This is a genomic window from Micromonospora sp. WMMD1102 (assembly GCF_029626265.1).
Lineage (GTDB): Bacteria > Actinomycetota > Actinomycetes > Mycobacteriales > Micromonosporaceae > Plantactinospora.
Genome location: NZ_JARUBN010000001.1, coordinates 3,044,075 through 3,061,933, shown reverse-complemented (window position 1 = coordinate 3,061,933; position 17,859 = coordinate 3,044,075). Strand labels below are relative to the sequence as shown.

Here is a 17,859-nt window from a genome sequence, read left to right as displayed (position 1 = left end):
GGGCACCGGAACCCCAGGGCGACGGGCCGGACGTCAGCGAATCGTAAGACCCGTTGCGGCGTAAGGGTTCCGTAAGCCCGCGAGTTGTCCTCCACCAGCGGTGCCCCGCCTAGCGTCTCCGGACATGAGCGCAACGATCGACGTGCTGCTGCCGTGTCTGGACGAAGCGGCCGCACTCCCGGGCGTACTCGCCGCACTGCCGCCCGGCTACCGGGCCGTGGTGGTGGACAACGGCTCCACGGACGGGTCGCCGGAGATCGCCGCCGCGCACGGGGCGCGGGTGGTCACCGAGCCCCGGCGCGGCTACGGCGCGGCGGTGCACGCCGGCCTGCTGGCGGCCGAGACGGAACTGGTCTGTGTCCTCGACGCGGACGGCTCGTTCGATCCGGGCGAGCTGCCCCGGCTGGTCGCCCCGGTGCTCGCCGACCGCGCCGACCTCGCGGTGGGCCGCCGCCGGCCGGTCTCGGCGACGGCGTGGCCGTGGCACGCCCGGGCGGGCAACGCGCTTGTCGCCGCGCTGCTGCGGCGCCGGGGCGTACCCGTGCACGACGTCAGTCCGGTCCGGGCCGCGCGCCGCACGGCGCTGCTGCGGCTCGGGGTGGCGGACCGGGCCTTCGGCTATCCGCTGGAACTGCTGCTCCGGGCGGCGGCCGCCGGGTGGCGGATCGTCGAGCTGGACACGGCGTACGCGCCCCGGGCGGCGGGCACCACCTCGAAGGTCTCCGGTTCGGTACGCGGCACGCTGCGCGCCGCCCGGGACTTCGCCGGAGTGCTCCGCTCGGATCTCGGAGCCGGCCGGTGAACGTGCTGCTCGTGGTCGCCAAGGCTCCGGTGGCGGGACTGGCGAAGACCCGGCTCTGCCCGCCGGCTACCCCCCGCCAGGCGGCCCGGATCGCGGCGGCGGCCCTGCTGGACACCCTCGCGGCGGTACGCGACACCGGCGCGACCGTGCCGGTACTGGCGCACACCGGCCGGTTCGCCGACGCGGAACACCGTGCCGAACTGGCCACCGCGCTCGCCGGCTGGCACCTGCTGCGCCAGCACGGGGAGACCTTCGCCGACCGGCTCGCCCACGCCCACGCCGAGATCGGCACGGCCTTTCCCGGCCTGCCGGTGTTGCAGATCGGCATGGACACCCCGCAGGTTCGCCCCGACACCCTCGCCGACGCACTGCACCGGCTGACCGGCACCGACGCGGTACTCGGGCCGGCCGTCGACGGTGGCTGGTGGGCCCTCGGACTACGTGACCCGGCGCACGCGGCCGTACTCCGGCGGGTGCCGACGTCCACCGCCGACACCGGGCGGCTGACCCTGGCCGCGCTGCGGGACCGGGGCGTACGCGTCGCCGCCCTGCCGGTGCTGCGCGACGTGGACGACTGGCCCGCCGCACTGGCGGTGGCGGACCGACTGCCCGGCAGCCGGTTCAGCCGGGCCGTCGACGCGGTAGGCGTCCCGGCGCCCGGAGACGGGGCAGGCCGATGAGTGTCCGTGGTGCGTTCCGGGGTGAATCCCTCGGCGGCTTCGACGGTCCGCTCGCTCCGACGGTCGGGGCGACCGGGCGATCCGACCGGTCCGGTCGGCTGGCCGGGGCGGGTGTACCGAGCGGATCCGGCCGCGCCGAGCACTGGCTGGTGCACGCCGACGCGCCGCCGTACCCGTTGCCGGTCCGCCGCTGGCACGGGCCACCGGAACCGGCGGTCATCCCGGTGGTGGCCCGCTGCCTCGGCCCCACCATCGACCTCGGTTGCGGGCCCGGCCGGCTTACCGCGGTGCTGGCCCGGCGCGGCGTCGTGGCGCTCGGCGTCGACATCTCGGCCCGGGCGGTTCAACTGACCCGGGCCCGGGGTGCCGCCGCGGTGCGCCGCGACATCTTCGCCCCGCTGCCGGGCGCGGGACGCTGGGCACACGCCCTGCTGGTCGACGGGAACATCGGCATCGGCGGCGACCCGGTGGCGCTGCTGCGCCGATGCGCCGCGCTGCTCGCTCCGGACGGCAGCGTGCTGGCCGAGGTGGAGCGGCCCGGCACCGGGCTGTGGCAGGGGCTGGCGCACGTCGTCTCGATCGGACCGGACCGCCGGCCGCGACGTGGACCCGCGTTCCGCTGGGCCCGGGTCGGGTTGGAGGCGGTGGAGCACCCTGCCGCCGGTGCCGGGCTGCGGGTGGCCGGGCTGCTGCGCTCCGGTGACCGCTGGTTCGCCGAACTGGTCCGCCGATGACCCGCCGGTCGCAGGTCCGCCGGGCCGGTCGGTTCGTCGTCCGCCGGCCGCGGGCGCCGCGCCCGGAGGACTTCACCGGGCCGGCGCACTCGGCGCCGGTGGCGGCCCGGCTCGGACTATGGCTCGGGGTGGCGTTCGGGCTCTGTTTCGTCACCGGGTTACTCAGCCACGCCGCCGCGCAACCGCCGGTCTGGTTCGGCTGGCCGAGCCGCCCGGTGCACCTCTACCGGATAACCCAGGGCGTGCACGTGCTCGCCGGGATCGCGGCGATCCCGCTGCTGCTGGCGAAGTTGTGGAGTGTCTATCCCCGGCTGTTCGTCCGGCCACCCCGCCGGCCGGGCCGGCTGGCCGGGCACCTACTCGAACGGCTCTCCATCCTGGTGCTGGTCTGCGCCGCCTTCTTCGAGCTGGTCACCGGGGTGTTCAACGTCGCGCAGTCGTACCCGTGGCGGTTCTTCTTCCCGGCCGCGCACTACGCGGTGGCCTGGCTGGCGGTCGGCGCCCTGCTGGTGCACGTCGGCGTCAAGCTGCCGGTGACCCGGGCCGCGCTGGCCGGCCGGCTCGACCGGGAGCCGGTGCCCGGCCGCCGGGCCTTCCTGCGCACCGCCGCCGGCACGGCCACGGTCGCGGTCCTGGCCACCGCCGGCAGCACGGTTCCGTGGCTGCGCCGCGTCTCCGCGCTGGCCTGGAGTTCGGGCACCGGACCGCAGGGGGTGCCGGTGAACCGCACCGCGACCGCGGCCGGCATCGTCGTACCGGCCGACTGGCACCTGGAGGTCGTTTGGCCCGGCGGCCGGCACCGGCTCGACCTCGCCGACCTGACGGCCCTGCCGCAGCGGACCGGACGGCTGCCGATCGCCTGCGTGGAGGGTTGGAGTGCGGTGGCGGACTGGACCGGGGTGCCGGTGGCCGACCTGCTCGCCGCCGTCGGTGCGCCGACCGGCCGTCCGGTGCGGGTCTCCTCGCTGGAGTCCGCCGGCCTGTACGCGACCAGCACACTGCCGGCGGCGCACGTCGGCGACCCGTTGACCCTGCTCGCCCTGCGGGTCAACGGGGAGGTGCTGGCACCGGACCACGGATATCCGTGCCGGATCATCGCCCCGAGCCGCCCTGGAGTGCTACAGACGAAGTGGGTCTCCCGGCTGGAGGTGCTGGGATGACGCCGGACGCCGGGGAGGACGGTGGCACGGGAACCATCCGGGTCGCCCGGACCGTCCTGATCGGACTGGGCCTCGCGGCGGCGGCGTACGGCGTGACCGTGCTGCCCCGCCCCGGGCCGCTACTTCCCTGGCTGCTCGCCGGTCCGCTCCTGCACGACCTGCTGGTCGCCCCGCTGGTCGGCCTGGTCGGACTCGCCCTCGGCCGGCTGGTTCCCGACCGGGCGACCCGCGCCCGGATCGGCACCGGGCTGGCGGTCACGGCGACCCTGCTCCTGATCGCGGTGCCGCTGCTCTGGCGGCCGGCCCCCGGGCCGGCCAATCCGGGGCTCCAGGACCGGAACTACCTGCTACAGCTCGGCATCTGGCTGGCCGTGCTCTGGGGCGGACTCGCGATCGGCCACCGGCTCCGCCGGGGTGCGGCCCGGACCGGCCGGAACGGGAGGGCGGCACCGGCGGACGGGGACCGTGGGTGATCGAGGTTCGGTCCAGGAACGACAGAGGAGAGATCGCTACCTTTTCGTCCATACCGCTGCCCGGACCCCGGATGCGGACTACCGGCCGGCGGAAGGAAAGCGCCGTGACCAGTACCCACCTGGGTCCCGCCCCCGGCGGAACCGGAGAGCCACCGCCGCGAGACCGGCCGGGCCCGAGCCTCCCGGTGGCGCCCGCGCCGGCCCGGCCGCGCCTCCGGCGGGCGTACCCGACCGGCGGTCTCGTGCTGCTCCCGCTGCTCGTCGGAGCCGCCGCGGCGGCGGTTCACCAGGGCACCGGACGTTTCTGGGGCGACCTGGCGACGTACCACGCGGGAGTCTCCGCCGCCGCCTCCGGGGACGGCGGGCTCTACCAGGCCAGTCACCGCGGCACCGACGGCATCGCGCTGGGCTTCACCTATCCGCCGTTCGCGGCGCTGCTGCTCCGGCCGCTGGCGTCGCTCGGCATGACGGCCGTCGTGGCACTGTGGATGGTCGCCTCGGTCCTCGCGCTGCTGGCGGCGGTCCGGGTGACGCTCCGGGCGGCCGGGGTGGCAGCGGAGCACCGGGCGACGGCGACGCTGGCCGGCGGGCTTGCCGCACTGCCGACGTTCGCGGTCTCCGGGCACCTCCAGGCCGGTCAGATCGGGCTCTTCCTGATGCTGCTGGTGCTGGTCGACCTGACCGGCGATCCCCGGCGTCGCTGGTCCGGCCTCGGGGTGGGGATCGCCGCCGGGATCAAACTCACTCCGCTCGTGTTCGTGGTGTACCTGCTGGCCACCGGCCGGTTCCGGGCGGCGGGCACCGCTGCGGTCGGCTTCGCCGGCACCGTCGCGCTCGGCTTCGCCTGGCGACCGGAGGACTCGGTGCGGTTCTGGACCGGCGCGCTGCTCGACACCTCACGGGTCACCGCCGACCCCCGGACGGTGCTGAACCAGTCGCTGGCCGGTGCGCTGGCCCGGCTGACCGACTCCGCCGACCCGGGTACGGTCTGGTTCCCGGTGGCCGCCCTGGTCGGGCTGCTCGGGATCGCGGTGGCGGCGTACTGCGCCCGGCGCGGCGAGGCGCTGCTCGGCGTGTTCGCCTGCGCGACGACCGGCGTGCTGGTCTCACCCGTCTCCTGGCACCACCACTGGGTCTGGTGCGTACCCGCGCTGGTGCTGCTCGCCGTACGGTCCTGGCGGGGCCGCAGCCGACTCGGGTTCGTCGCCGCCGGCCTCACCTGGCTGGTCTTCGTCGCCGGCACCAGCTGGGTACTCGCCGACCTGCACGGCTGGGACCGGCACTTCCGGGGCTGGGGCCTGCTCTACGGCAACCTCTGGGTGCTGGTCGGCCTCGCCTGGCTCGGGTTCCTTCCGGTGCACCTGCGCCGGGCCGGCCGGCGGCGCGACCCGACGCTGGCCCGGATGTGCGATCCTCGGCGGAGTCCCTGGCGAGGAGGAACCCCTTGACGGCCCTGCACGACCGGCTGACCGAGACGCTCCGGGCCGGGCAGCTCGACGGGCTGCACACGGCGGTCGCGGTCCGCGCCGGCGAAACCGTGCTGGAGTACTACGGCAGCGGCGAGGACAGCAGTTGGAACATCCGGCTCGGCGTCGTCGAGTTCGGACCGCACACCCTGCACGACCTCCGGTCGGTCACCAAGAGCGTGACCGCGCTGCTGTACGGCATCGCGCTGGGCGACGGTCTGGTCCCCGAACCCTCGACGCCGCTGCTGCGGCACTTCCCGGCGTACTCCGACCTGGCGGCCGATCCGGCTCGGGCCCGGCTCACCGTCGAGCACGCGCTGACGATGTCGCTCGGGCTGGAATGGCGGGAGGACCTGCCGTACGACAACCCGGCGAACGCCGAGATCGCCATGGAACTCGCCCCGTACCGGTACCGGTACGTCCTGGAGCGGCCCGTCGTCGAGCCACCCGGTGTCCGCTGGAGCTACTGCGGTGGCGCGACGGCGCTGCTCGCCGGACTGATCGCGGACGGGACCGGCAAGCCGCTGGCCGAGTACGCCCGATCGGTGCTGTTCAGGCCGCTGGAGATCGACAACCTGGCGTGGATGTGCGGGTCGGACGGGGTGGCGTCGGCGGCCTCCGGGCTGCGGCTCACGTCCCGGGACCTGGCCAGGATCGGCGAGCTGGTGCTCGGTGCCGGGTCGTGGAATGGCCGACGGATCGTCCCCGCCGAGTGGATTGACGTCATGCTCCGCCCCCGTCTGGCGACCAGCTGGGGCGGCCGGTACGGCTACCACTGGTACGTCGAGAAGGTCGCGGAACAGCGGACGCTGGCCGCGATGGGCAACGGCGGCCAACGCCTGTACGTCCTGCCGGACCTGGATCTCGTCGTGGCCGTCACGGCTGGCGGCTACAACGATCCGGAACAGTGGCGGACGCCGTCGACGGTGCTGGAGCGGGTCGTCCTGCCTGCGATGAGCTGACCCGCCGACACGTCGGCCGGCGGCACGTCGACCACCGGCGCCCTGCGGTCGGCGCTGCGCGGCGACACCGTGCGAGCGACACCGCGACCGGCGCGCTGCGGTCGACACGCTGCGGTCGACACGGTCCGGGCGGCACCGGGCGGCCGGCACCGGCACCGGGGCCTTGGGACGGTACGGTCGGAGCGTGGACCAGGCCGAGGAGGGCGCCCGGATCGGCGCCGCGCTGTCCGGCTGGCTGGGCCGGTTGACGTTCACCGACCAGACTGGTGACGAGGTCACCGTGCTGCTGATCGACTCGGTGGCGGCCTGGGCGGGGGCGCAGGGCTGGCGGGTGTACCGGCGGGCCGCCAGCGTGATGCCGCTGCCGCCGCCGTACGAGCACCGGCATTCCATAGTGGACGTCGGATGTGCGCGGCCGGACGGCGCGCCGGTGGTGGTCGAGGTCGACCACTCCGACCGGCGGCGTTCCGTGGAGAAGCTCCGGCTGGAGGCGGCGGCCGGCCGGCTCGCCCTCTGGCTGCGCTGGGGAGAGCGCAGGTTCGACCCGCCGCCGGCCCCGATCACGATGGTGCCGTTCCGGGTCACCTCGCGGCCGGATCCACAGCAGGGCTCCGGGCGGCGGTACTCGCGACTGCCGGCGACCGACCGGCCGCCGCCGGCCCACCTGGCCGGCGAGGTGGAACTCGGCGAGCAGGTCGACCTCTTCCCGGACCCGGGCCCGGGTGACCGGACCGACCCGGCCCGGGACTGACGGGCAGCCGTCTAGGAAACCGGCGGATGGCCGTCCGGACCGACGGGCGGCCGACGGACAGCAGTCCGGGACTGCCGCCCGGCGGGTCAGCCCCGCTTCATCAGGCGGCCGACCGCGGCCATCATCTCGGTGGCCATCTCGTCGGCCCGTCCCTCGGCGGCACCCTCGTGCATGCAGTGCCGGGCGTGCCCGTCGAGCAGTCCGAGCGCGACCTTGTCCAGGGCTGCCTGGATGGCGGAGATCTGGGTCAGTACGTCGATGCAGTAGCGGTCGTCCTCGACCATCCGCTCGATCCCCCGGACCTGCCCCTCCACCCGGCGCAGCCGCGCGAGCAACTGGTCCTTGCTGGCGGTGTAGCCGCGGGTCGGGGTTTCCGACGGTGTCGTCATGCCGTCAAGCATAGCTAACCCCCCAGGGGTATGCTACGGTCCTGGTGTACAGATACCCCCGAGGGGTAACGTACGCATCGCATACCCCCCTAGGGTATAGGGTCGGAACGGGAAGGGAGCACTGTAATGATCACCGAGAGCTACCAGGTCAAGGGAATGACCTGCGGCCACTGCGCCAGCGCGGTAAGCACCGAGGTCGGCGCGATCCCGGGCGTGACCGAGGTGAGCGTCGACCTGTCCGCCGGTGCGGTCACCGTCACCAGTGACGCCCCGGTCGACCCGGAGCAACTCCGCGCCGCCGTCGACGAGGCCGGTTACGAACTCGTCCGTCCCTGACCACCGAAGCCCCCGGAGGAGACGAGAGCACGATGAACATCGCGACCAAGCTGAGTGCCTGCACGCTCGGGCTCGTGACGGTGTTCGGCGCGGCGTACGGGGTCGGTCAGCTCGCCGGCCCGGTACGCACCGCCGACTCCGCCAGCTCGACCGACGCCGCCCACTCGGCCGGGCACGACACCGGCAGCGGCGCGACCGACACGCCCCGGCTGCCGGGTGGCCTGCTCGTCTCCGACTGGGGCTACACCCTGACCGGCGTACCGGCTCCGGCCGGCGAGTTCGCGTTCCGGATCATCGGACCGGACGGGCAGCCGGTGACCCGCTTCGACGTGGCACACGACAAGCGGATGCACCTGATCGTGGCCCGGCGGGACCTGTCCGGCTTCCGGCACGTACACCCGGAGATGGCCGCCGACGGCACCTGGCGGGTCGCCTCGCCGCTGAGCGGTCCCGGGAGCTGGCGGGCGTTCGCCGACTTCACGCCCAGCGGCGCGGCGGCGCTCACCCTCGGGCTCGACGTCGCGGTACCCGGCGACTTCCGGCCCCGAGCCCTGCCGGCACCCGCCCCGACCGCCGAGGTCGACGACTACCGGGTACGCCTCGACGGCACCCTGACCCCGGGCCGGACCAGTGAACTGACCCTGACCGTCGACCGGAACGGGCAACCGGTCACCGACCTCGCCCCCTACCTCGGCGCGTACGGGCACCTGGTCGCGCTCCGGGCGGGTGACCTGGCGTACCTGCACGTGCACCCGGACGGTGAGCCCGGCGACGGGCGGACCCCCGCCGGTCCGGAGATCACCTTCTACGCCGACGTCCCCTCGGCCGGCACCTACCGGCTCTACCTCGACTTCCAGCACGGCGGGGCGGTGCGCACCGCCGAGTTCACCCTGACCGCCGGTCCGCCCACCGGACCCGCGCCGGCCGGTACGCCGGGCGGCGGCGCGACACCCGACCAGCCGGCGCCGACGGCCACCGCCGGTGCGGAGCCGCCGGGGCACGGCGAGCCCGGCCACGGACACGACTGACGCAGCCAACGGACCCAACCGGTGCAGTCAACGGAGACGACCGACACGGCCGCGGACACCTACCCGGCCACGGACACAGATTCAGCAGTTACGGCACGAGCGACGCGGGAGGCAGCAATGGCACCGGCCGCCGGGCGACCACCTATGGCGCCCAACCGGATCGAATTGAAGATCGGCGGGATGACCTGTGCCTCCTGCGCCAGCCGGATCGAGAAGAAGCTCAACCGGCTGGACGGGGTGACCGCGACCGTCAACTACGCCACCGAGAGGGCGACGGTCGACTACGACGACTCCCGCACCCCGGACGAACTCGTCGCCACGGTGCGGAAGACCGGCTACACCGCGGAACTGCCACCACCGCCCCGCCCGGCCGGCGAACCCGGAACGGAGGCGGTGCCGCCGGTCGACGAGCTGCTGGCACTGCGTACCCGGCTGCTGGTGTCGCTGGTGCTGACCGTACCGGTGATCGTGCTGGCGATGGTGCCGGCCTGGCAGTTCGACTACTGGCAGTGGCTCTCGCTCACCCTCGCCGCCCCGGTCGTGGCGTACGGCGGGCTGCCGTTCCACCGAGCCGCCTGGACCAACCTGCGGCACGGCGCCGCCACCATGGACACCCTGATCTCGCTCGGCACCCTCGCCGCGCTCGGCTGGTCGGTCTGGGCGCTCTTCCTCGGCACCGCCGGTACGCCCGGGATGACCCACCCGTTCAGCCTCGACATCGGGCGCAGCGACGGGGCCGGCAACATCTACCTGGAGACGGCGGCCGGAGTCACCCTCTTCATCCTCGCCGGCCGCTACTTCGAGGTCCGGTCCAAGCGCCGGGCCGGTGCCGCCCTGCGGGCGCTGCTCGAACTCGGCGCGAAAGAGGTGACGGTGCTGCGCGACGGCACCGAGGTCCGGATCGCCGTCGACCAGCTCGGGGTCGGTGACCGCTTCGTGGTCCGGCCCGGCGAGAAGATCGCCACCGACGGTGTGGTCGAGGACGGCTCCTCGGCGGTCGACGCCAGCATGCTTACCGGAGAGTCGGTGCCGGTGGAGGTCGGCCCCGGCGACCAGGTGGTCGGGGCGACCGTGAACGCCGGAGGCCGGCTCGTCGTCCGGGCCACCCGGGTCGGCGCCGAGACCCAGCTCGCCCAGATGGCGACCCTTGTCGAACGGGCACAGACCGGCAAGGCGCAGGTGCAGCGGCTGGCGGACCGGATCTCCGGCGTCTTCGTACCGATCGTGATCGCCCTCGCCATCGGCACCCTCGGCTTCTGGCTCGGCTCCGGGGACGGCGTGACCGCGGCCTTCACCGCCGCCGTCGCCGTCCTGATCATCGCCTGCCCCTGCGCGCTCGGGCTCGCCACCCCGACGGCGCTGCTGGTCGGCACCGGCCGGGGTGCCCAGCTCGGCATCCTGATCAAGGGACCGGAGGTGCTGGAGTCGACCCGCCGGGTCGGGACGGTGGTGCTGGACAAGACCGGCACCGTCACCACCGGCCGGATGACGCTCACCGAGATCCTGCCGGCCGACGGGCAGGACGCCGACGAGCTGCTGCGGCTGGCCGGCGCCCTGGAGAACGCCAGCGAACATCCGATCGCCCGGGCGATCGCCACCGCCGCCGCCGAGCGGACCGGGCCGCATCCCGAGGTCGTCGGCTTCGCCAACGTCGAGGGACTCGGCGTCACCGGTGCGGTCGACGGCCGGGCGGCCACGGTGGGCCGGGCCCGGCTGCTGGCCGAGCGTGGCCTCGAACCGGCCGGCGCGCTCGGCGCGGCGGTCGCGGAGGCCGAGGCCGCCGGCCGGACGGTGGTGCTGGCCGGCTGGGACGGCCGGGTCCGGGGGGCGTTCGTGGTGGCCGACGCGGTCAAGCCGACCAGCCGCGAGGCGGTCGCCGGGCTGCGCCGGCTCGGCCTCACCCCGGTGCTGCTCACCGGGGACAACGAGGCGGTCGCCCGGTCCGTCGCCGCCGAGGTCGGCATCGACGAGGTGATCGCCGAGGTACTGCCGGCGGACAAGCTCGACGTGGTCAAGCGGCTCCAGACCGAGGGCCGGGTGGTGGCCATGGTCGGCGACGGCGTCAACGACGCCGCCGCGCTCGCCCAGGCGGATCTCGGGCTGGCCATGGGCACGGGTACGGACGTCGCCATCGAGGCCGCCGACCTGACCCTGGTACGCGGTGACCTGACCGCCGCCGTCGACGCGATCCGGCTCTCCAGGGCGACGCTCCGGGTGATCCGGGGCAACCTGTTCTGGGCGTTCGCCTACAACGTCGCCGCGCTGCCGCTGGCCGCGATCGGGATGCTCAACCCGATGATCGCCGGTGCGGCGATGGCCTTCTCCTCGGTCTTCGTGGTCGGCAACTCGCTGCGGCTGCGCCGGTTCACGGCATACCGGGAGGCTCCGGTAGGCAGCCCGTCGGCGGCCATCCCGGGCGGGTGACGTTACGGCGCCCCGCCCAGCAGGGCGAGTGCCGCGCGTACCCGGCGGCGTTCCAGGGCGCGGTCGAAACTGGTCTCGCCCCGGCAGAAGGCGGTGAACATCCGCCAGCCGGGTGGAGTGGCCAGGGCGGAGTGGAAGATCCCGGGATGCCGGGAGAACGCGGCGAGGATCCGGTGTCCGGCCCGCATCGGCGGGACGAGTTGGTCGTGCACCGCCCGGACGTACCCGTCGAGGTCGCCGCCGGCCGCCGCCGTGCCGGCGAGCGCACCGGAGCGCAACGCGAAGCTGATCCCCTCCCGGGTCCACGGCTCCAACAGGCCGGCCGCGTCACCGGCGACCAGCAGCCGACCCCGGCGCAGCGGGGAGTCGTCGGCACGGCACCGGGTCAGGTGCCCGGAGTCGTGCGCCGGCTCCAGGCCGGACAGGCCCAGCCGGTCGACGAAGCCCCGCAGGTAGCGCCGGGTCCGCTCCCCCTCGCCCCGGGCGGCGATCACGCCGACGGTGAGCCGGTCGCCCTTCGGGAAGACCCAGGCGTACGACCCGGGCAGCGGGCCCCAGTCCAGCAGCAGCCGGCCGCGCCAGCGTTCCTGAAGCGGGACCGGGACCGGGATCTCCAGTTCCAGCCCGAGGTCGACCTGTGCGTACTCCACCCCGACCTGCCGGGCGGTCACCCCGGCGGAACCGTCGGCGCCGACCGCCACCCGGGTGCGCAGTTCGGTGCCGTCGGCGAGCCGGACGCGTACGGTGTCGGGGTCCTGTTCGATGCCGCGCACCGCGACCCGCTCCCGGATCTCGACGCCGGCGGCCACGGCGGCGCCGCGCAGCCGGTCGTCGAACTCCTCCCGGCGCACCATGGTGAGCAACTGCCCGGCACGGTGCCGGCGGGTGAACTCGCGCCGGCCGTCGGCGGTGAAGGTCACCCGGTCCACCTGGTCGTCGGCGGGCACCTCGATCCGGGTGGCGGCGACCGCCAGCGAGGTGCCGATCAGCCCGCCCCCGCAGGTCTTGTAGCGCGGGTGTGCGGACTTCTCCAGCACCACCGTGCGCGCTCCGGCCCGCGCGGCGGTGAACGCGGCGGAGAGTCCGGCCGGCCCGGCCCCGATCACGGCCACGTCCCAGATCACGGGTAGCAGCCTAGGCGACCGGCCGGGCCGGGCTGGAAAGGGACACCGGCGGCGGGACCGGAAAGGGACACCGGCCGACGATCGGTGGCGGAGCCGGTGCCCGGACGCATCAACGCCGTTGCCGTGGGTAATCGCGATCTCGCGAACTGTCCGCGCGCTGTGCGCGGGCGAGGAGGTCACCATGCAACAGCTACATCTCACCGAGATCGAGCAGCGGGTCTACCAGGCGGTCACCACCCTGGAGGCCCGGGGACAGGTGCCGTTTCCGGAGGCCATCGCCGAAGAGGTCGGGCTGCCGCCGGACCAGCTGGCGACGCCGCTGCACGTGCTCGGCGAGAAGAACCTGCTGCACCGCGAGGACTCCCCGCTGGAGGGTCTGGACTTCGGTCCACGCTGGTGCTCGCAGCAGCTCGCCTGAACGCGTACCGCCGCCAGGCCGAGCGGCGGCGGCACGGCGTGCCGCCGGTAGGTCGTTGACCAGGCGTAAGGGCATTTTGCGGTAGTCTGTCCCCGGCAGTCACCGTTCGCGGCGACCCGGCGGCGGCACAGTCAGCGAGGCTCGATGAGCGCGGCACACGGCGGTCCACCGGATCGTGGCGGATCACCCGGGCACACCGGCCGGGGTCGACCAGCCGAGCCGGAACCGGACCCGCTGGCCGGGCTGGACGAGCGGACCGCCGCCCGACGACGCCGGCAGGCCCTGACCATCGGCCTGGTCGCCGCGTTCATGACACTGCTGGACGTCAGCATCGTCAACGTCGCGATCCCCTCGATCGAGCAGGCGGTACGCGCCGACCCGAGCGACCTGCAGTGGATCCTCTCCGGCTACGCGCTCACCTTCGGCCTGCTGCTCGTGCCGGCGGGGCGGTTCGGCGACGTCCGGGGCCGGCGCAACGTCTTCATCCTCGGCCTCGCGCTGTTCACCCTGACCAGCGCCGCGGCGGGGCTGGCCGAGTCGGCGACCTGGCTGATCGCTGCCCGACTGTTGCAGGGCGCGGCGGCCGGACTGGTGAACCCGCAGGTGATCGGGCTGATCCAGCAGCTCTACCGGGGTGCGGCCCGGAGCCGACCGTTCGGGCTGCTCGGCGCCACCATCGGGATCTCCACCGGCATCGGCCCGCTGCTGGGCGGCGGGCTCATCGAAATCGGCGGACAGCACCTCGGCTGGCGGCTGGTCTTCTTCGTCAACGTACCGGTCGGCATCGTGACGATCGTCTTCGCCTGGCGACTGCTGCCGACCGCCGGCGGGCGGCGGAGCGGACAGCGCAGCCTCGACCCGTTCGGCGTACTGCTGCTCGGGCTCGGTGTGCTGCTGCTCCTGCTCCCGCTGGTGCAACGGCAGCAGTGGCAGGGGCCGCTCAAGTGGCTGCTGATCCCGGCCGGCCTGCTGGTGCTGCTCGGCTTCGTAGGCTGGGAACTGCGGTACCGGCGCCGCCGGGAGCCGCTGTTCGACCTGGCCCTGTTCCGGCTCCGGTCGTACTCGCTCGGCACCCTGATCGGGCTGCTCTACTTCGGCGGCTTCGTGGCGATCTTCTTCCTGTTCACCCTCTACCTACAGAACGGCCTGCGCTACACCGCCCTGCAGGCCGGCCTGGCGATCACGCCGTTCGCGGCCGGCTCGGCGGTCACCGCGGCCCTCGGCGGCCGGATCGTGGACCGGCTCGGCCGGCCGCTGGTCGCGATCGGCCTGGCCACCGTCGCGATCGGGCTCGGCGGCGTGATCCTGGCCCTACACTTCGTGCCGGGGCGCGGCGCGCCACTGGCGACCGCCCTGCCACTGCTGCTCGCCGGCCTCGGCAGCGGACTGGTGATCACCCCCAACCAGAACCTCACGCTCTCCGAGGTGCCGGTCGCCCAGGCCGGCAGCGCGGCAGGCATGTTGCAGACCGCTCAGCGGATCGGTGCCGCCACCGGGATCGCCGGGGTCGGGGCGATCTTCTTCAGCAGTCTGGCGGCCACCGGGGACGGCTGGTCGCGGGCATTCCGGGACGCTCTGCTGGCGACCATCGGGTTCGTGCTGATCGCCCTGGTCGCGGCGATCGTGGACAGCCGGACCGAGCGCCCCGGGACCCCGGCCGGAGCCGGCCGCACCGACACCGCCGGCCGGACCGGCTGACCCGCCCGCCGACTCCCCGGCACCGGACACGTCAGGCCGTCTCGCCCGGGGTGAGCCAGCGGTAGCAACCGCCGGTCTCCTCGGCGAGCCACCCGTGCACGCTCTGCAACCCCCTGTCGTTGACCTGAGCGTCGTGGATGCCGTACGCCCGCTCGGGTGCGAGGGCCCGGACGAAGTCGATCGCCTCGGCGGTCTTCAGCCACGACCCCTGGACCGGCACCAGCAGGGTCCGCACCGGCACGTCCGGCCGGTACACCGAGTCGCCGGGGTGGTAGACCTCCCCCTCGACCAGATATCCCAGGTTCGGGCAGTCCGGCTGGCCGCCGTAGATGGTCGCGTGCCGGCCGCCGAAGGCGCGTACCCGCAGGCGGGCGGCGGTGAACTCCTCCCCCGGTGCGACCGGGTGCACGTCGAGGTCGGGGATCCGCGCCCCGGCCGGTGCGTAGACGGGGACGCCGAGACCGGCCAGCCGCAGTACGTCGACGTGGTCGGTGTGCTCGTGCGTCACCAGGACCGCGTCGGCGCCGCGCAGTGCGGCCGGTTCGCTCCAGACGCCCGGGTCGACGACCAGGACCCGGCCGTCGTGTTCGAGCCGTACACAGGCGTGGGTGTACTTGGTGAGCCGCACCGGGTCACGGTACCCGGCACGCCCCCGACGACGATCAATCCACGGAAAGTGACGCAGATCACACATGTCGTACGTCCGGCGGGGTTCGACTTCTCCCCCAGCGTGTAAGCCACTCCCGACCTGCCGCACCGGACCGGGGAGGAACCCATGTCACGCCAACAGTTCGGTTTCATCGCCGGTTTCCTCATCGCGGCGGTCTGGGCCGTCGCCGGCTTCGGAGCGGCGGCGGGTGCGGTGCTCGCCGGGCTGGCCGGCTGGCTCGCGGCACGGGTGATCGACGGCGAACTCGACGTCGCCGGCCTGGCCGAGCGGGCGGGCGCCTCCCGACGGCGATGACGGGCGCCTTCCGGACGGCGTCGACCGGGGCCTCCCGAAGGCGTGCAGCGATGGCCGCGCGGCGTACCGGACCAGATCGGCCGGATCGGCAGGAGATGGGGGCAGGCCAGGAGATGGAGGCAGGCGATGGCTGAGAGCAGCAGCAGTACCGCGACCAGGGGCGACAACCGGCAGAAGACCGGGATGCCGGGTCCGCTGGCGACGCCGGACGGCGGACCGGCCCGGGCCGAGTTGACCACCGAGTCCGGTAAGACCCGCATCGCGGACGGCGTGGTGGCCAAGATCGCCGGTTTCGCGGCCCGGGAGATCCCCGGCGTGCACTCGATGGGCACCGGCCTGGCCCGGCGGGTCGGGCAGCTCCGGAACATCGTCCCGGGCGTCAGCGAGACCGCCGAGCAGGGTGTGTCGGTGCAGGTCGGCGAACGCGAGACGGCGATCGACCTGGACATCGTCACGTTCTACGGCCAGAGCATCGTCGACGTCTCCGACGCGGTACGCCGCAACGTGATGGACCGGGTGCGGGCGATGACCGGCCTCGACGTCGTCGGGGTGAACATCAACGTCGACGACGTCTACGTCGAGGGCGACCAGGACGGCGACGACCGCCAGCAGCGGGCACGATGAGCAGCCGGGCCACCAGCGGCGGCAGCGGCCGCAACGGCCGGGTCGCCACCGAGCCCGGCCGCGCGAAGGTCGCCACCGAGCCCGGCCGCGCGAAGCCGTCCACCGCCCGGGCCGGTGCCCGGGTCGGCAGAGGATCCGGGCAGGCGCCGAACAGCCGCGCGGACCGCTCCGCCGCGCAGACCGGCGGCACCCGGGTCGCCGGAGAGTCCGGGCGGGCCACGAACAGCCGCGACACCGGGAACCGCCGTACCTCGGCACGTACCGGGCGGGCGAGGCCGGAGACCGATCGGACAGGTGTCCGACCTGCTCAGGAAGCCGGTCCGGGCGAGATCGCCGGGCGGCTCCGGGACGCCGTACTCGCCGTACCGGGCGTGACCCGGCTGACCTCTGGCGTCGGCGTGGAGGTGGCCACCCTGTTCCCCGGCGGCAAGATCGTCGGCATCCGGCTCGGCGACCCGGTCGAGGTGCACGTCCAGGTCGGTCCGGTGCCGATCGCCCCGCTGGCCGAAGAGATCCGGGTGGCGGTCCGGGACGTGCTCGCCGAGTTCGGCCGGCAGTCGTCGGTGGAGGTGGTCGTCGACGACATCGACCTGCCGGTCCCGGTCGGCCCGGCCGGAAGGAGCTGACGTGCGCCTGGTGAACCGGCTCGGCACACTGCTGCTCGGCTGCGCGCTGCTGGCCGGCGGACTGCTGCTGATCATGGAAGTCCTCACGGTGGCGCTCGGCCGCCAGTCGGTGCTGGTCGACCGGGCCGCCTGGTACGACACGCTGACCGGTACCCGGTTGGCGGATCCCTGGACGCGGACCGGGATCGTCGCCGCCGGGGTACTCGGACTGCTGCTCCTGACCGGACAGTTGGTTCGCTGGAAGCCCGACCGGTTGCCCACCCAGCTGGCCGACGGCTGGCACCTGCAACGGCGCTCGGTGGAACGGCAGCTGGCGGCGGCCGCGACCGCGGTGACCGGGGTCGACTCGGCGAGTGCCCGGGTCCGCCGCAGGGGTGTCGGCTGGTGGGTCCAGGTGCGGGCGGCCGGTGACGCCGACGTCGCCCCGGCGGTCGAGTCGGCGATCCGGCGCGAACTGGGACGGCTCGGCGCTTCGCCGCACGATCATGTCGGCGTGCGGATGTCCGCCCGGCCGGTCCGTCAGCTGCCGGCGCTGCCCGGCTGGCGGACCGGTGCGACGGGCTGGGAGGCCGGCCTGAGTGACGGCGCGATCCGGGTGCTCTGGACGGTGCTCGGCATCGCGCTCACCGCGATCGGGGTCGTCGGGTTGATCGCCAGTCTCGGCGCCCTGGCCGGCATCGACAACGGGGCGCCGCTGCTCTGGTCGGGCCTGCTGCGCACCTGGCGCGCCATCGACCCGTGGGGGCTGGTCATCCTCGGCGTGGTAGGGCTGTTCCTGGCCTGGCTGGGATCGAACCTGCTGGGCCGGGTCCTCCAGGTGCGCCGGCACCCGGTGCAGGGCGACCTCGACCTGCGGGCCTTCGCCGGGCAGGCCACGGCGGACGGCACGGCATCGCCCGGCACCACCAGGGTGCAGGGGGCCCGGCTGGCCCGCGGCTTCGAACGGGACCTCGCCCGCGACCCGCAGGTGCGTCGGGCCTCGGTAACCCTGGTCGGTACGGCACCCCAGCCGGACCTGCGAATCCAGCTGCGGCTCAACTCCCGGGCCGGGCTCACCGCCGTCCGGGACCACGTGTCGGCGGCGGTAGAGCGGTTCCGGACCACATCCGGCCTGGCGCCGCGTCGGCTGGACGTGACCGCCCGGATCGACGCCGCCGAGCCCGTCCAGGTGAGGTGAGCGCTGAACCGCAGCGGTCCAGG

The 17,859-nt window shown here is 74.2% G+C and carries 20 protein-coding genes; 17 read left to right on the top strand and 3 right to left on the bottom strand.

The genetic code is table 11. The features are described 5' to 3' along the window. Positions 1–124 precede the first annotated feature (124 nt). The 8 genes from O7626_RS13620 to O7626_RS13585 all read left to right on the top strand — a co-directional run bounded on the left by O7626_RS13620 (position 125) and on the right by O7626_RS13585 (position 7,028). Positions 125–802, top strand: a complete 678-nt coding sequence (locus O7626_RS13620; protein ID WP_278061538.1) for a glycosyltransferase family 2 protein — start codon at positions 125–127, stop codon at positions 800–802. Continuing rightward, positions 799–1,482 carry a DUF2064 domain-containing protein gene (locus tag O7626_RS13615; protein ID WP_278061537.1) on the top strand — a complete coding sequence of 228 codons (684 nt, stop codon included), beginning with the start codon at positions 799–801 and terminating at the stop codon, positions 1,480–1,482. The genes O7626_RS13620 and O7626_RS13615 overlap by 4 nt, the downstream gene beginning before the upstream one ends. Then, the gene (locus O7626_RS13610) at positions 1,479–2,216 is read left to right on the top strand and encodes a methyltransferase domain-containing protein (RefSeq protein ID WP_278061536.1); all 738 of its coding nucleotides are present in this window, start codon (positions 1,479–1,481) and stop codon (positions 2,214–2,216) included. The genes O7626_RS13615 and O7626_RS13610 overlap by 4 nt, the downstream gene beginning before the upstream one ends. Continuing rightward, a complete protein-coding gene (locus O7626_RS13605; RefSeq protein WP_278061535.1) occupies positions 2,213–3,376 on the top strand; it encodes a molybdopterin-dependent oxidoreductase in 1,164 nt (387 codons plus the stop codon). Before O7626_RS13610 ends, O7626_RS13605 begins: the two co-directional genes overlap by 4 nt. Continuing rightward, positions 3,373–3,849, top strand: coding sequence for a hypothetical protein (locus O7626_RS13600; protein ID WP_278061534.1), 477 nt, complete (start codon positions 3,373–3,375; stop codon positions 3,847–3,849). Before O7626_RS13605 ends, O7626_RS13600 begins: the two co-directional genes overlap by 4 nt. A 104-nt stretch (positions 3,850–3,953) precedes the next feature. Further along, positions 3,954–5,297: a glycosyltransferase 87 family protein gene (locus tag O7626_RS13595; RefSeq protein WP_278061533.1), complete on the top strand. Its 1,344-nt coding sequence runs from the start codon at positions 3,954–3,956 to the stop codon at positions 5,295–5,297. Next, complete coding sequence (locus tag O7626_RS13590) at positions 5,294–6,277, top strand: serine hydrolase (protein ID WP_278061532.1); 984 nt, start codon at positions 5,294–5,296, stop codon at positions 6,275–6,277. Before O7626_RS13595 ends, O7626_RS13590 begins: the two co-directional genes overlap by 4 nt. A 184-nt stretch (positions 6,278–6,461) precedes the next feature. Then, on the top strand, positions 6,462–7,028 hold the full coding sequence (locus tag O7626_RS13585; protein WP_278061531.1) for a hypothetical protein: 567 nt from the start codon (positions 6,462–6,464) through the stop codon (positions 7,026–7,028). An 86-nt stretch (positions 7,029–7,114) separates the two neighbouring features. Here the strand turns inward: O7626_RS13585 and O7626_RS13580 are convergent, their stop codons facing one another. Further along, positions 7,115–7,417 carry a metal-sensitive transcriptional regulator gene (locus O7626_RS13580; RefSeq protein ID WP_278061530.1) on the bottom strand — a complete coding sequence of 101 codons (303 nt, stop codon included), beginning with the start codon at positions 7,415–7,417 and terminating at the stop codon, positions 7,115–7,117. A 126-nt stretch (positions 7,418–7,543) separates the two neighbouring features. Between O7626_RS13580 and O7626_RS13575 the strand changes: the two genes are divergently transcribed. From O7626_RS13575 to O7626_RS13565, 3 genes are all read left to right on the top strand, one after another. Then, a complete protein-coding gene (locus O7626_RS13575; protein WP_278061529.1) occupies positions 7,544–7,753 on the top strand; it encodes a heavy-metal-associated domain-containing protein in 210 nt (69 codons plus the stop codon). A gap of 32 nt (positions 7,754–7,785) precedes the next feature. Continuing rightward, complete coding sequence (locus tag O7626_RS13570) at positions 7,786–8,781, top strand: hypothetical protein (RefSeq protein ID WP_278061528.1); 996 nt, start codon at positions 7,786–7,788, stop codon at positions 8,779–8,781. 117 nt (positions 8,782–8,898) lie between these two features. Further along, entirely contained in the window at positions 8,899–11,205 is a 2,307-nt protein-coding gene (locus O7626_RS13565) for a heavy metal translocating P-type ATPase (RefSeq protein ID WP_278061527.1), read from the top strand. 2 nt (positions 11,206–11,207) lie between these two features. Here the strand turns inward: O7626_RS13565 and O7626_RS13560 are convergent, their stop codons facing one another. Then, positions 11,208–12,329 (bottom strand): geranylgeranyl reductase family protein, encoded by a 1,122-nt coding sequence (locus O7626_RS13560; protein ID WP_278061526.1) that lies wholly within the window; start codon positions 12,327–12,329, stop codon positions 11,208–11,210. 181 nt (positions 12,330–12,510) lie between these two features. On the opposite strand from O7626_RS13560, the gene O7626_RS13555 reads away from it, so the two are divergent. Together O7626_RS13555 and O7626_RS13550 are read left to right on the top strand one after the other, a co-directional pair. Then, the gene (locus O7626_RS13555; RefSeq protein ID WP_278061525.1) at positions 12,511–12,747 is read left to right on the top strand and encodes a hypothetical protein; all 237 of its coding nucleotides are present in this window, start codon (positions 12,511–12,513) and stop codon (positions 12,745–12,747) included. 144 nt (positions 12,748–12,891) lie between these two features. After that, the gene (locus tag O7626_RS13550; RefSeq protein WP_278061524.1) at positions 12,892–14,445 is read left to right on the top strand and encodes an MFS transporter; all 1,554 of its coding nucleotides are present in this window, start codon (positions 12,892–12,894) and stop codon (positions 14,443–14,445) included. Between the two features lie 31 nt (positions 14,446–14,476). Here O7626_RS13550 and O7626_RS13545 read toward each other — a convergent pair whose 3' ends face one another. Next, positions 14,477–15,073 (bottom strand): MBL fold metallo-hydrolase, encoded by a 597-nt coding sequence (locus O7626_RS13545; RefSeq protein ID WP_278061523.1) that lies wholly within the window; start codon positions 15,071–15,073, stop codon positions 14,477–14,479. A gap of 147 nt (positions 15,074–15,220) precedes the next feature. On the opposite strand from O7626_RS13545, the gene O7626_RS13540 reads away from it, so the two are divergent. The 4 genes from O7626_RS13540 (at position 15,221) to O7626_RS13525 (ending at position 17,836) form a co-directional block, all read left to right on the top strand. Beyond that, the gene (locus tag O7626_RS13540; RefSeq protein ID WP_278061522.1) at positions 15,221–15,409 is read left to right on the top strand and encodes a hypothetical protein; all 189 of its coding nucleotides are present in this window, start codon (positions 15,221–15,223) and stop codon (positions 15,407–15,409) included. Between the two features lie 126 nt (positions 15,410–15,535). After that, positions 15,536–16,033 (top strand): Asp23/Gls24 family envelope stress response protein, encoded by a 498-nt coding sequence (locus tag O7626_RS13535; RefSeq protein WP_278061521.1) that lies wholly within the window; start codon positions 15,536–15,538, stop codon positions 16,031–16,033. After that, entirely contained in the window at positions 16,030–16,659 is a 630-nt protein-coding gene (locus tag O7626_RS13530) for a hypothetical protein (RefSeq protein ID WP_278061520.1), read from the top strand. The genes O7626_RS13535 and O7626_RS13530 overlap by 4 nt, the downstream gene beginning before the upstream one ends. A 1-nt stretch (position 16,660) precedes the next feature. Next, entirely contained in the window at positions 16,661–17,836 is a 1,176-nt protein-coding gene (locus O7626_RS13525) for a DUF6286 domain-containing protein (protein WP_278061519.1), read from the top strand. The last annotated feature ends 23 nt before the right edge of the window (positions 17,837–17,859 follow it).

Coding starts and splice junctions, on each gene's coding strand:
- O7626_RS13620 (WP_278061538.1), top strand. CDS start 125: ATGAGCGCAACGATCGACGTGCTGCTGCCGTGTCTGGACGAAGCGGCC.
- O7626_RS13610 (WP_278061536.1), top strand. CDS start 1,479: ATGAGTGTCCGTGGTGCGTTCCGGGGTGAATCCCTCGGCGGCTTCGAC.
- O7626_RS13605 (WP_278061535.1), top strand. CDS start 2,213: ATGACCCGCCGGTCGCAGGTCCGCCGGGCCGGTCGGTTCGTCGTCCGC.
- O7626_RS13600 (WP_278061534.1), top strand. CDS start 3,373: ATGACGCCGGACGCCGGGGAGGACGGTGGCACGGGAACCATCCGGGTC.
- O7626_RS13580 (WP_278061530.1), bottom strand. CDS start 7,417: ATGACGACACCGTCGGAAACCCCGACCCGCGGCTACACCGCCAGCAAG.
- O7626_RS13575 (WP_278061529.1), top strand. CDS start 7,544: ATGATCACCGAGAGCTACCAGGTCAAGGGAATGACCTGCGGCCACTGC.
- O7626_RS13570 (WP_278061528.1), top strand. CDS start 7,786: ATGAACATCGCGACCAAGCTGAGTGCCTGCACGCTCGGGCTCGTGACG.
- O7626_RS13565 (WP_278061527.1), top strand. CDS start 8,899: ATGGCACCGGCCGCCGGGCGACCACCTATGGCGCCCAACCGGATCGAA.
- O7626_RS13555 (WP_278061525.1), top strand. CDS start 12,511: ATGCAACAGCTACATCTCACCGAGATCGAGCAGCGGGTCTACCAGGCG.
- O7626_RS13550 (WP_278061524.1), top strand. CDS start 12,892: ATGAGCGCGGCACACGGCGGTCCACCGGATCGTGGCGGATCACCCGGG.
- O7626_RS13540 (WP_278061522.1), top strand. CDS start 15,221: ATGTCACGCCAACAGTTCGGTTTCATCGCCGGTTTCCTCATCGCGGCG.
- O7626_RS13535 (WP_278061521.1), top strand. CDS start 15,536: ATGGCTGAGAGCAGCAGCAGTACCGCGACCAGGGGCGACAACCGGCAG.
- O7626_RS13530 (WP_278061520.1), top strand. CDS start 16,030: ATGAGCAGCCGGGCCACCAGCGGCGGCAGCGGCCGCAACGGCCGGGTC.